Genomic DNA, 12159 nt, shown 5'->3' on the forward strand with positions numbered 1-12159 from the left:
TGCTCGGCTGGCACTCAGGGTGCTCGGCTGGCCCTCATGATGGTTGTCAGGCGCGAACAACGACCATGAGGACCAGCCGGGAGCCGTTACAGCGGGCCGCGGCCGGAGCGGAGAAGGAGCAGGGCGACCTGGGTGCCGTCCGGGCCGAGCGCGGCGCGGAAACGGTCGACGATCTCGCGCTCCCGGGCCAGGACGAGACGGGTGCCGCCGGACGCCATGCGGGTCTTGCCGACCTCCTGCGACAGGCGGGACCGCTCCTGCCAGAGATCGATGATGGCCTGGTCGATCTCGTCGATCCGCTCCCGCATCGCGCGGATCTCGTCGGCGGCAAGCGGGCGGCCCGCGCCGGTCGAGGCGTCCAGCGCGGTGGCCGCGGCGACGGACTTGTCGGTCATCGTCACCGGGTTCCCGGCCGATCTGCCGGTCGCCGTGACCGGGTTCGCGGTCGATGTGCCGGTCGCCGTGATCGGGTTCGCGAGCGATTCGCCGGCGGCGGCAATGGGGGACTTGTCGGCGGCGGCGGACTTGTCGGTGGCATCAGCAGCGGGGGACTTGTCGGTGGCGGTGGCAGCGGGGGACTTGTCGGTGGCGGATTTGTCGGCGGCGGACTGATCCATCACGTCGGCGGTCATGATCGTGCTCCTCGGGTGCTCATTCGCCCCGGACAGCCCGGCCCGGGATGCAACAAAGCCCCGGGCTTGTGGAAGCCCGGGGCTTGAAGTAGGTCTGTCGTTCAGAGGCGACCTACGGCTGCCGGACTTCCGGTGCCGTAGTAAAAAAATCGCGCCTGCTGGATCACGCAGCCGAGTATGCCCCGCCCCCGGACCGCCCCGCAAGGAAACCGCCCGAACGTTGGGATCCGGCGCGTAACTGCCGCTCTCCCTCCGTGTCGCAGCGTCCTGACCGGCGCGTTCAGTCGCTCAGACGGAAGAGGCCCCCTGACCGTCCGGTCAGGGGGCCCGGGCGAGCGAGGTGTCAGGAGGTGGTGCTGATGCGGTTGGCGAGGCCGGGCGCGACAGGGCCCTTGGCGAGGTAGGCGGTGAGGGCGTCGACGTCGAAGCCAGGGGCGGTGACTACCTTGGCGGGGTCCACGACCAGGTTGGTGAAGCCGTCGCCGCCGGAGGCCAGGAAGTTGTTGATCGTGACCTGGTAGGTGGCGGCCGGGTCGATCGGGGTGCCGTTCAGAGCGAGGTTGCTGACGCGCGAGCCGAGGGCGGCCGAGGCGCTCCAGGTGTAGGTGAAGCCCGCCGAGACCTGGAGGATCTTGGTGGTGGTCTGCCCGGCGTAACCGGCGAATTGCTGCTCCAGCACGCTCTTGAGCTGCGCGCCGGTGAGCGGCTCGGTGGTGACCAGGTTGTTGAACGGCTGGACGGTGAACGCCTCGCCGTAGGTGACCTGGCCGTAGGCCTCGCCGCCGGAGGACTGGTCGGCGTCGAGGTCGGCGCGGATGCCGCCCGGGTTCATCAGGGCGATCTGCGCGCCGCTGCCGGAGGTGTAGGCCAGCTGCGCGTCCGCGATCACGTCACCGAGCGGGCTCTCGCCGGCCGCGTTGTTGGTCCGGCTGATGTCACCGGAGATGCTGCCGATCACCTTGTTGGCCAGCGGCGCGACGGCGGTGCGGTACTTGTCGGCCACCTTCTTCGCCGCGGCGTCGACGGTGTCCGGGTTCTTCAGGTACACGCCGGCCGCGTCCTTCTTCCAGCCGCCGTTGCCGTCGGGGACGCCGTTCTCGACGATCACGTTCTTCGCGGTGATCGCGGTGAACCTGCCGGTCCGCTTGTCCAGGGAGTAATCGATGTCGGTGATCAGCTGACCGTTGGTGCCCGCGCTGGTCACGACGGTGTCCTTGCCGGCCTTGTTCGGTAGCTTGCAGGTGTAGAAGCGGTGCGTGTGCCCGGACGCCACGATGCTGATCTCCGGGTTCAGGCCCTTGACGATGTCGACCACCGGGCCGGAGAAGTTCACGCAGTCCGAGACGCCCGGCGTGGGGGTGGCCGAGCCCTGTGCCCCGCCCTCGTGCAGCAGCAGCACCTGCGCCTTGACCCCGAACAGCTTGAGCAGGTTGCTCCACTTGTTCGCGGTCACGATCTCGTCGGTGAAGTGCACGTTCTTGATCCCGGCCGGGTTCACGATGCCGGCCGTGCCCTCGAGCGTCATGCCGATGAAGCCGACCGGCACGCCCTTGACGTACTTGATCTCGATGGGCGGCAGGATCGGCAGCCCGGTCTTGTTGTCGATGGTGTTCGCGGCGAGGTAGCTGAACTTCGCCCCGCGGTACGGGTCACCGTCCTGGCACCCGTCGACCGGGTGGCACCCGCCGCGCTGGATCCGGATGAGCTCGTCCACGCCCTCGTCGAACTCGTGGTTGCCCACCGAGCTGACCTGCAACCCGATCGTGTTCATCAACTCGATCGTCGGCTCGTCGTGGAACGCCGCGCTGACCAGTGGTGTCGCGCCGATCAGGTCGCCGGCGCCGGCCGTGATGGTCTCCCGGCCCTCCTTCTTCGCCTCGGCACGCAACTTCTTGAGGTACGTGGCGAGGTACTCCACACCGCCGGCCGGCGTGCTCGTGCCGCCGGCGTTGACCACGGCGCCGGAGCCGGTGGGTGGGTCGATCGCACCGTGGAAGTCGTTGTAGCTGAGAATCTGCCCCTTGACCACCGCGGAGCCGTGCCCGCCGCCCCCGTAGGCGGCGGTGACCGGGGCGAACTCGGCAGGTGGCGCGGCCGCTGCGGACTGCGCGGCCGGCAGCGTGGAAAGGGCGCCGACGACGGCCAGCGCAACGGCCGGAACGCCGATGCGCCGCCGGAGCGGAGAAGTCATGACATCGATCCCCGAATCTTGTGTGGACGATCAGGCAACGGGATCAGACTCGCCGATCGGTGGGTCCGGCGCCACCGCTTCGAGGTGACAACTACATTGCCGGACACCGATGCCGGCGCCGCCACGGCGCGATGTCCTGTCGGGGGGTCGGCATACACTGGCTCCCGCGATGCGACCTTCTTCAGAACCTTCCGACAACGCCCTGTTCCCGCTGCCCACGGCGGCGGCGCCCCCGGCGCCGGTGGCGGTTCGCCCCGTGCCGCCCCAGCCGCCCCGCCCGTCCCGGCGGGCCGATCCGGCCGCGCTGCTCGAGGGGCTGAACGGCCCGCAGCGCGACGCCGTGGTCCACGCGGGCGGGCCGCTGCTGATCGTGGCCGGCGCCGGCTCGGGCAAGACCCGGGTGCTGACCCACCGGATCGCCTATCTGCTGGCCGCACGTGACGTGCATCCCGGCGAGATCATCGCGATCACGTTCACGAACAAGGCGGCCGGGGAGATGAAGGAGCGGGTCGCCCACCTGGTCGGCCCGCGCGCCCGCTTGATGTGGGTGTCGACGTTCCACTCGGCCTGTGTCCGGATCCTGCGGGCCGAGCACGAGCACGCCGGGCTGAAGAGCACGTTCTCGATCTACGACGCGGACGACTCGCGCCGGCTGATGACGCTGGTCGCCCGGGAGCTGGATCTGGACCCGAAGCGCTACACCGCGCGGGGCCTGGCCGCCCAGGTGTCGAACCTGAAGAACGAGCTGGTCGACCCGGAGACGTTCAAGGGCCGGGCGAACGGGCCGAACGAGCGTGCCGTCGCCGAGGCGTATGAGTTGTATCAGCGCCGTCTCCGCGAGGCGCACGCGCTGGACTTCGACGACATCATCATGGCCACGGTGCACCTGTTCCAGTCGCACCCGCTGGTCGCCGAGGCGTACCGGCGTCGTTTCCGGCACGTGCTGGTGGACGAGTACCAGGACACCAACCACGCGCAGTACACGCTGATCCGCGAGCTGGTCGGCAAGGACGATCAGGACCCGTCGGAGCTGTGCGTGGTCGGTGACGCGGACCAGTCGATCTACGCGTTCCGGGGCGCGACGATCCGCAACATCCTGGAGTTCGAGCGGGACTATCCGTCGGCCCGCACCATCCTGCTGGAGCAGAACTACCGCTCCACCCAGACGATCCTCTCCGCGGCGAACGCGGTGATCGACCGGAACACGTCCCGTAAGCCGAAGCGGCTCTGGAGCGATCAGGGCGCCGGCGAGCAGATCGTGGGTTACGTCGCCGACACCGAGCACGCCGAGGCGGACTGGGTGGCCCGGGAGATCGACCGGCTGACCGACAACCACGACGTCCGCCCGGGTGACGTGGCCGTCTTCTACCGGACGAACAACCAGTCGCGCGTGTTCGAAGAGGTGTTCATCCGCGTCGGCCTGCCCTACAAGGTGGTCGGCGGGGTGCGGTTCTACGAGCGCAAGGAGGTGCGCGACGCTCTGGCGTACCTGCGCGCGGTGGTGAACGAGGACGACACGGTCAGCACCCGCCGGGTATTGAACACCCCGAAGCGGGGGATCGGTGACCGGGCCGAGGCGTGCGTCGAGGCGCTGTCGAACCGCGATCGGATCTCTTTCGGTCAGGCGCTGCGTCACGCGCGGAACGCGCCGGGCATCTCGACCCGCGCGGCGAACAGCATCGCCGACTTCGTGCAGCTCCTCGACGACCTGCGGGAGCTGGCCGCCACGGCACCGCCGGAGGAGGTGCTGGAGGCTGTCCTGCAGCGGTCCGGCCTGCTCAGCGAGCTGGAGGAGAGCCTGGACCCGCAGGATCAGGGCCGTGTGGAGAACCTGCAGGAGCTGGTGAGCGTCGCCCGGGAGTACACCGAGCGGGTGGAGTCCCAGGCCGACGAGGAGAACCCGGAGGCACCGGCGGCCACACTGGCCGGGTTCCTGGAGCAGGTCGCGCTGGTCGCGGACGCCGACCAGATCCCCTCCGACGACCCGGACCATCAGGGCGTGGTCACGCTGATGACGTTGCACACCGCGAAGGGACTGGAGTTCCCGGTGGTGTTCCTGACCGGTCTGGAGGACGGCGTCTTCCCGCACATGCGGGCCATGTCGGACAACACCGAGCTGGAGGAGGAGCGCCGCCTGGCCTACGTCGGGATCACCCGCGCCCGCCAGCGGCTCTACCTGTCCCGGGCGGTGACCCGGTCGGCGTGGGGCCAGCCGCAGTACAACCCGCCGTCGCGGTTCACCGACGAGTTGCCGGCCGAGCTGGTGCGCTGGGAGCGCACCGGCGGGTCGTACACGTCGTGGTCCGGCACCGGTGGCGGGGTGGGTGGCCGCGGCGGCGGTGACCGTGGCCGGGGTGGCGGCTTCTCCGGCGGCACGCCGAAGGCGCAGCGCATCGCCGAGCGCCTCGGCATCGACGCCAGCCGGCTCTCCACCGCGAGCGAGCTCAAGCAGGCGCCGAAGGTGGAGCCCGGCGACCGGGTCAACCATCAGCGCTACGGCCTGGGGCGGGTCGTCGCCGTGGAGGGGCACGGCCCGGGCGCCCGGGCGCAGATCGACTTCGGTGACCAGACCATGTGGCTGATCATGCGGCACGCCCCGATCGAGAAGATCTAGGCATCTCGTAGCCGAGCCCGAGTTTCTCGATGCCGCCCGGCCGCCGGCTCATGCGCGGGATCGCCGGCCGTGCTGAAGTGCCACGGCCGTGCGCGAGCGGCGGCCGCCGGCTTCAGTGCGTGTCGCAGCCGGCGATGCCCACGCCGTGCTGCTGCATCCAGGCGGTCGGTTCGACCGGGTTCTTGTAGTGCCCCTCGTGCACCTCGAAGTGCAGGTGCGGGCCGGTCGAGTGCCCGGTCGAGCCTTCGTCGCCGATCTGTTCGCCGGCCCGCACGACCTGGCCCACGGTCACCGCGATGTGCGACAGGTGGCCGTAATGGGTGAGCCAGCCGTTGCCGTGGTCGATCAGCACGGCGTTGCCGTAGCCCCCGGCCTCTCCGGCGCGGACCACGACGCCCGCGCCGGCGGCGACGATCGGGCTGCCGTCCGGCGCGGCCAGGTCGACACCGGCGTGCAGGCGTCCCCAGCGCGGTCCGAAGCAGGAGGTGACCCGGGCGGCCGGGTTCGGGTTGACCCAGGCGGCGCCGGTCCCGGCGGGAACGGCCCGGGTGGCGGTCTCCGGGGCGGGCTTCTCCTTGTGCTTCACCGGGTCTCCGGCGACGGCGTCGCTGTCTCCGGTGTCCGGCTGCGGCCGGTACGCCTTGGCGGGCGCGTCGTCACCGGGCGGCGGAACGATCGGCCAGGCCGCGGTGGCGTGCGCGGCGGTGTGCCCGCCGGGGGTGGAGCGGTGGCCCGGGGTGGCGGCGGAGGCGGCCGCGCCGGCGGCGCCGATCCCGGTGGCGAGGGTGGCGGTCAGCGCGGTGAGCGAGATCGCGGATCGGCCGCGGCTGGCGAACAGGGCCGGGAACGCCGGGGCCCGGTGGCGGTGGAGGCGCTCCTGACGGTGCCGTCCGTGCCCGTTCGCGACCGTTGTCTGCCCCACGCGAGACTCTCCTCCCGACGACCGTGATCTGTGCTGTCACGGTTCTGTCGGCCCCGTGCGGGGAGCGCTGAGGGGATGGCCTACCGGTTCAACCGAGCTGCTACCGAAAGGGTGCCGGTGGTTCAGGAGTCGGCGTCGGTCTTGGCCTGCATCGAGTAGATCGACTCGATCTGGAGCTGGACGTCGACCCCGCGCGCCTTGAGGAACGTGATCGGGTCGACCGGCTTGCCGGAGACGTGGATCTCGAGGTGCAGGTGCGTCCCGTACGAGTAACCGGTGTTCCCGACCTCACCGATCACCTGACCGGCCTTGATCGTGTCGCCCTTCTTCACCAGCAGCCGCCGGGAGTGGGCGTAGATGACCTCGGTGCCGTCGTCCTGCCGGATGGTGATCGAGTTGCCGTAGCCGCCGTTGTAGCCGGCCGCGGTGACGGTGCCGCCGTGCACCGCCATGTACGGCGTGCCCTCCGGGGCGGCCAGGTCGATTCCGGCGTGCAGCTTGCCGAACCGGACCCCGAACGGCGCGGTGAACTCGTAGTCGTCGAGCGGCAGGACGTAGAGCTCGGCGGCGGCCTGGTCGGCGGTGAGCTCGGCGCCGGCCTTGGCGGTCGCATCGCGGTTCTCACCGCGGGAGGCGCGGCTCGGGTCGGAGCGGTTGGCCAGTGCCTCGGTGGCGGCCTGCGACTGCTGGGACTGGTCGAGGCTCTGCAGCACGTCGGGGCTGACGGCCTTGGCGTCGGAGAGGTTGGCGGCGCCGAGGGCGACCACGCCGGCACCGACGAAGGCAGAGGTGACGACCGCGGCGTAGCGGCTGCGCGGAGGGGTGGGAACGCGGCGGCGGCCGCGATAGCGATCGGGCTCAGACGACAAGCGCTGGCGCACGAACAATCCTCCGTCGACGACATTGCGGCGGCACCCTCGCACCCCGCGTCAAGCGGTTAACGAGTGTTGGCCGGGCGCCCGCTTGGGGGTGAACCTGTGCGAGAGCCGTGGCCACGGTAACGAAACGACCGCCTGCTCACAAGTCGCAGCGCCATTTTCGTGACAGTTCCACGCCGGTATTGATCGGCTATTGTCCGAATTGGCTTACTTTCCTTAGGGGCAAATTAGCAACGGTGTGTGATCACCCATAAAACAGAAAGTAATGTGACCGGAGTAACCATTCCCCTGCCGTGTCCTGGTCGGGGGTGCTACCCGCGGTCCGGCGCCGCGGGTTACCGTTCGTTCAGGTGGACCACCGAAGAGGGGTTGGCATGCAAGCACGGATCAGGGTCGTCGTGGCGAAGCCCGGCTTGGACGGGCACGACCGGGGCGCCAAGGTGGTGGCCCGCGCGTTGCGCGACGCGGGCATGGAGGTCGTCTACACCGGGCTGCACCAGACGCCCGAGCAGATCGTCGAGACGGCGATTCAGGAGGACGCCGACGCCATCGGCCTGTCCATCCTGTCCGGCGCGCACATGACGCTGTTCCGCCGGGTGCTGGAACTGCTGGCCGAACGCGAGGCCGGCGACATCGTGGTATTCGGTGGCGGCATCATTCCGGAGGACGACATCACGGAATTGGAATCACTCGGTGTAGCGAAGGTATTCACGCCGGGTGCGACCACGGCATCCATCATCGAATGGGTACGCGCCAATGTCGGCAGCCAGGTCGCCTAGCCCTGGTCGTCCGACTTCCCGCACCGGGAAATGCTCACGGGCATAGTGAGGGGCCGGACGCACCCCTCACACGTCCGGCCCCTCTATGCACGATGCCCCGCCGCCACCCCTCGACCGACAGGGCATCGGCCGCTTTCTGATCCGCGGGCCCGTGTAGCAGGCCGCTGACATCACACTCAACGACGCCCTTCTGACGGGGGTTACGCGCGTCCGCGTGACTTTTTTCGACCATCGGGAGGGAACGCCCCGGCAAGCACTTCTCGCACAGCCGTCCCGACCGTCCCGGAGCTGCGATTTTGTCCCTCCAGTGTGTGGTCTTGCACACCGTGTACCCGCGGGGGCACGGAGCCCGATTCGGTCGCTAGTCTGCGGATGAAGGCCATTCGAAGGATGGCCGGACGATCCTCACGCTGGCGGCGCCACTGCGACGCGCCGCGCACACAACAGGTCGGGACGCAATGGTGCGGCTTGCCGGCGCTTGGCGTCGCGAGCGAAAGGAGACACGTGGACCTGTTCGAGTATCAGGGGCGCGACCTGTTCGAACGGCACGGGCTGCCCGTGCTGGGCGGCGGCGTCGCCGAGACCCCGCAGGAGGCCCGGGCGATCGCCGAGCGCCTCGGTGGCAAGGTCGTCGTCAAGGCGCAGGTCAAGGTCGGTGGCCGTGGTAAGGCCGGCGGCGTCAAGCTGGCCGACGGCGCGGACGAGGCGGAAGCCCGCGCGACCGACATCCTGGGCATGGACATCAAGGGCCACACGGTCGGAAAGGTGATGCTGGCCGAGACGGCCGACATCAAGGAGGAGTACTACTTCTCCTACCTGCTGGACCGGGCCAACCGCACGTTCCTCTGCATCGCCAGCGTCGCCGGTGGTATGGAGATCGAGACGGTCGCCGAGACCGACCCGGACCGGGTCGCCAAGGTCGCCATCGACGCCAGCAAGGGCGTGGACGAGGCCAAGGCGCGGGAGATCGTCACCCTCGCCAAGTTCCCGGCCGACGTCGCCGACCAGGTCGTCGACATCGCGGTGAAGCTGTGGCAGGCGTTCGTCGCCGAGGATGCCCTGCTGGTCGAGGTCAACCCGCTGGCCAAGGTCGGCGACGGCCGGGTGCTGGCGCTGGACGCCAAGGTCACGCTGGACGAGAACGCCGGCTTCCGGCACCCCGACCACGAGGCGCTCGAGGACAAGTCCGCGGTCGACCCGATCGAGCAGGCGGCCAAGGCCAAGAACCTCAACTACGTCAAGCTCGACGGCGAGGTCGGCATCATCGGCAACGGCGCGGGCCTGGTCATGTCGACGCTCGACGTGGTCGCGTACGCCGGTGAGAAGCACGGCAACGTGAAGCCGGCGAACTTCCTCGACATCGGCGGTGGCGCGAGCGCCCAGGTGATGGCGAACGGCCTCGAGATCGTCCTCGGCGACCCGTCGGTGAAGTCGGTCTTCGTGAACGTCTTCGGCGGCATCACCGCCTGTGACGCGGTGGCCAACGGCATCATCCAGGCCCTCGAGCTGCTCGCGGAGCGGGGCGAGACGGTCACCAAGCCGCTCGTCGTACGCCTCGACGGCAACAACGCCGAGGCCGGCCGCGCCATCCTCGACGGCGCCAACAACCCGCTCGTCACGCGGGTCGACACGATGGACGGAGCGGCAGAGAAGGCCGCCGAGCTCGCGGCTGCGGGGAAGTGAACTAATGGCTATCTGGCTCACCAAGGACTCCAAGGTCATCGTCCAGGGCATCACCGGTGGCGAGGGCTCCAAGCACACCAAGCGGATGCTCGCCGCGGGCACCAACGTCGTCGGTGGCGTGAACCCGCGCAAGGCCGGCACCAAGGTCGACTTCGACGGCACCGAGCTTCCGGTGTTCGCCACGGTCGCCGAGGCGATCAAGGAGACCGGCGCCGACGTGTCGGTCATCTTCGTCCCGCCGGCGTTCACCAAGGCCGCGGTCCTCGAGGCGATCGACGCCGAGATCCCGCTCGCCATCGTGATCACCGAGGGCGTGCCGGTGCAGGACTCGGCGTCCTTCTGGTCGTACAACGTCGCCAAGGGTGAGAAGACCCGGATCATCGGCCCGAACTGCCCGGGCATCGCCTCGCCGGGCGCGTCGAACGCCGGCATCATCCCGGCCGACATCACCCCCCAGGGCCGGATCGGCCTGGTCAGCAAGAGCGGCACGCTGACCTACCAGCTCATGTACGAGCTGCGGGAGTTCGGCTTCTCCACGGCCGTCGGCATCGGTGGCGACCCGATCATCGGGACCACGCACATCGACGCGCTGAAGGCCTTCCAGGAGGACCCGGACACCGACGCGATCGTCATGATCGGTGAGATCGGTGGCGACGCCGAGGAGCGGGCCGCCGAGTTCATCAAGGCGAACGTGACCAAGCCGGTCGTCGGCTACATCGCCGGCTTCACCGCCCCGCCCGGCAAGACCATGGGCCACGCCGGCGCGATCATCTCCGGCTCGGCCGGCACCGCCGACGCGAAGAAGGCGGCGCTGGAGGCGGCCGGTGTCAAGGTCGGCAAGACGCCGAGCGAGACCGCGCGGCTCATGCGCGAGATCATGAGCTGACCATCTATCTGGTACGAACGGCGCGCCGCGGGCCGGGTCGACACGACCCGATCGGCGGCGCGCCGTCGTATCTGCATCGCCGTAAGTGCTCCGGCGTGACAAGGTAGGTCGCGATGCCCAGCACAACCGACCGTCCCGGCGGCTCGGAGGACCCGTTCGCGGTCGCCGAGGCGCTGCAGTCCGTGGTGCGGGACACCGAGGCCGTTCCGGCCGGCCGCCGGCCCGATGCGGAGCCGGAGACCCGGGACACCGTCGTCGTGGACGACGAGGTGCTCGGCCGCCGCGAGACGGTCCGGGTGCCGGCCCAGCGCCGCCCCGCGGAACGGCTGAGGGGCGCGCCGCTGCCGGTCGCGGTCGCGTTCGCCACGATCTGGGCCGCGCTGCTCACCTATCTGCCCGTCGCCGCGGCGATGGGGCTGGCCCGCACCCTGGAGGGGCAGGGCGGCGTGACCGGGGCGGCACACGCCGGGGCGGCCGCCTGGCTGCTCGGCCACGGGGTGCCGATCGGCACGTCGATCGGCCCGCTCGGGCTGGCGCCGCTGCTGCTCACCGCTCTCGTGCTGTGGCGGCTGAACCGGGCCGGGCTGCACGTGACCAGGGCGATCGGGGCGCGGCGCTCCGGCTCGATCTCCTCGGCGCTTCTCGTGGCCGTGTGCGTCGGGGCGACGTACGCCGCCATCGGTGCCTTGACCGCCCACCTGACGGATGGTCGCGGCACCGAGGTCTCCACCGCGCGGGCCGCGTCGGATTTTCTGCTGCTCGGGCTGCTCGGGTCGCTGATCGGCGCGCTGCGGGGCAGTGACGCCGTCACCACGCTGGCCCGGCGCGTCCCGCCGGCGCTGCGCCACGGCCTCCGGACCGGTCTGGTCGCGGCGTTCCTGATGCTCGGGGCGGGCGCGGCGGTCGGCGGGCTGTCGGTGGCGCTCAGCGGCGGCGACGCCACGAAGATCATCGCCGCCTATCACACCGGGACTGCCGGTCAGGCCGGGATCACGCTGATCAGCGTGGCCTACGCGGTGAACGCCGCGATCTGGGCCACCGCCTACCTGCTCGGGCCGGGATTCGCGCTCGGCGCCGGGTCGATCGTCTCGGTGACCGAGGTCTCGGTCGGTGACCTGCCCACGTTGCCCCTGCTCGCGGGCCTGCCGAACGGCCCGGCCGGCGCCGGTGGTGCGCTGCTGCTGACGCTTCCGGTGCTCGCCGGCGCGGTGGCCGGCTGGGGGCTGACCCAGCGGCTGCGGTACGGACGAGCGCACGCCTGGGGCCCGGCCCGCGGCTCCGGCGTGGACGGCCCGGAGCCGGCATGGCCGCTGCTGATCGGCGCGGGCCTGCTGGCCGGTCCGGTGGCCGGGCTGGTGGTGGGGATCCTCGCGTGGTGCTCCGGCGGGCCGGTGGGCAGTGGGCGGCTCGCCGAGATCGGGCCGGCGGCCGGTCAGGCCGGCCTGGTCGCCATGGCCGTCGGTGCGATCTCGGTGCTCCTCGGAGCGTCGGCCGCCCGGGTCTTCAGCACCCCGCGCCGCCCGGCCGGGACCAAGGGCCGCAGGTAACCGCCCGATTTCGGTTGACCTGGGCGG

Annotated in this window: 9 protein-coding genes; 5 read left to right on the forward strand and 4 right to left on the reverse strand. The window is 70.5% G+C overall.

The genetic code is table 11. The annotated features are described in order from the left end of the window. Positions 1-86 precede the first annotated feature (86 nt). The gene (locus tag Acy02nite_RS09910; protein WP_203739880.1) at positions 87-395 is read right to left on the reverse strand and encodes a chorismate mutase; all 309 of its coding nucleotides are present in this window, start codon (positions 393-395) and stop codon (positions 87-89) included. A 580-nt stretch (positions 396-975) separates the two neighbouring features. Then, entirely contained in the window at positions 976-2823 is a 1848-nt protein-coding gene (locus tag Acy02nite_RS09915) for a bifunctional metallophosphatase/5'-nucleotidase (protein ID WP_203739649.1), read from the reverse strand. Between the two features lie 169 nt (positions 2824-2992). On the opposite strand from Acy02nite_RS09915, the gene pcrA reads away from it, so the two are divergent. After that, on the forward strand, positions 2993-5437 hold the full coding sequence (gene pcrA / locus Acy02nite_RS09920; protein ID WP_203739650.1) for a DNA helicase PcrA: 2445 nt from the start codon (positions 2993-2995) through the stop codon (positions 5435-5437). A gap of 112 nt (positions 5438-5549) precedes the next feature. Here pcrA and Acy02nite_RS09925 read toward each other — a convergent pair whose 3' ends face one another. Continuing rightward, positions 5550-6359 carry a M23 family metallopeptidase gene (locus Acy02nite_RS09925; RefSeq protein ID WP_203739651.1) on the reverse strand — a complete coding sequence of 270 codons (810 nt, stop codon included), beginning with the start codon at positions 6357-6359 and terminating at the stop codon, positions 5550-5552. A 122-nt stretch (positions 6360-6481) separates the two neighbouring features. After that, entirely contained in the window at positions 6482-7240 is a 759-nt protein-coding gene (locus Acy02nite_RS09930) for a M23 family metallopeptidase (protein ID WP_203739652.1), read from the reverse strand. Between the two features lie 371 nt (positions 7241-7611). On the opposite strand from Acy02nite_RS09930, the gene icmB reads away from it, so the two are divergent. From icmB to Acy02nite_RS09950, 4 genes are all read left to right on the forward strand, one after another. Further along, positions 7612-8016: a coenzyme B12-dependent isobutyryl CoA mutase small subunit gene (gene icmB / locus Acy02nite_RS09935; protein ID WP_203739653.1), complete on the forward strand. Its 405-nt coding sequence runs from the start codon at positions 7612-7614 to the stop codon at positions 8014-8016. Positions 8017-8520: 504 nt separating this feature from the next. After that, complete coding sequence (gene sucC, locus Acy02nite_RS09940; RefSeq protein WP_203739654.1) at positions 8521-9699, forward strand: ADP-forming succinate--CoA ligase subunit beta; 1179 nt, start codon at positions 8521-8523, stop codon at positions 9697-9699. Positions 9700-9703: 4 nt separating this feature from the next. Next, positions 9704-10585 carry a succinate--CoA ligase subunit alpha gene (gene sucD, locus Acy02nite_RS09945; protein ID WP_203739655.1) on the forward strand — a complete coding sequence of 294 codons (882 nt, stop codon included), beginning with the start codon at positions 9704-9706 and terminating at the stop codon, positions 10583-10585. Positions 10586-10698: 113 nt separating this feature from the next. Further along, on the forward strand, positions 10699-12132 hold the full coding sequence (locus tag Acy02nite_RS09950) for a cell division protein PerM (RefSeq protein ID WP_203739656.1): 1434 nt from the start codon (positions 10699-10701) through the stop codon (positions 12130-12132). Positions 12133-12159: the final 27 nt, after the last annotated feature.

The sequence above is a fragment of the Actinoplanes cyaneus genome (genome assembly GCF_016862095.1).
Classification (GTDB): domain Bacteria; phylum Actinomycetota; class Actinomycetes; order Mycobacteriales; family Micromonosporaceae; genus Actinoplanes; species Actinoplanes cyaneus.

Excerpts from the sequence above, each read along its gene's own strand:
- Acy02nite_RS09915 (WP_203739649.1), bottom strand. The coding sequence starts at position 2,823 with ATGACTTCTCCGCTCCGGCGGCGCATCGGCGTTCCGGCCGTTGCGCTG.
- pcrA (WP_203739650.1), top strand. The coding sequence starts at position 2,993 with ATGCGACCTTCTTCAGAACCTTCCGACAACGCCCTGTTCCCGCTGCCC.
- Acy02nite_RS09950 (WP_203739656.1), top strand. The coding sequence starts at position 10,699 with ATGCCCAGCACAACCGACCGTCCCGGCGGCTCGGAGGACCCGTTCGCG.
- icmB (WP_203739653.1), top strand. The coding sequence starts at position 7,612 with ATGCAAGCACGGATCAGGGTCGTCGTGGCGAAGCCCGGCTTGGACGGG.
- sucD (WP_203739655.1), top strand. The coding sequence starts at position 9,704 with ATGGCTATCTGGCTCACCAAGGACTCCAAGGTCATCGTCCAGGGCATC.
- Acy02nite_RS09910 (WP_203739880.1), bottom strand. The coding sequence starts at position 395 with ATGACCGACAAGTCCGTCGCCGCGGCCACCGCGCTGGACGCCTCGACC.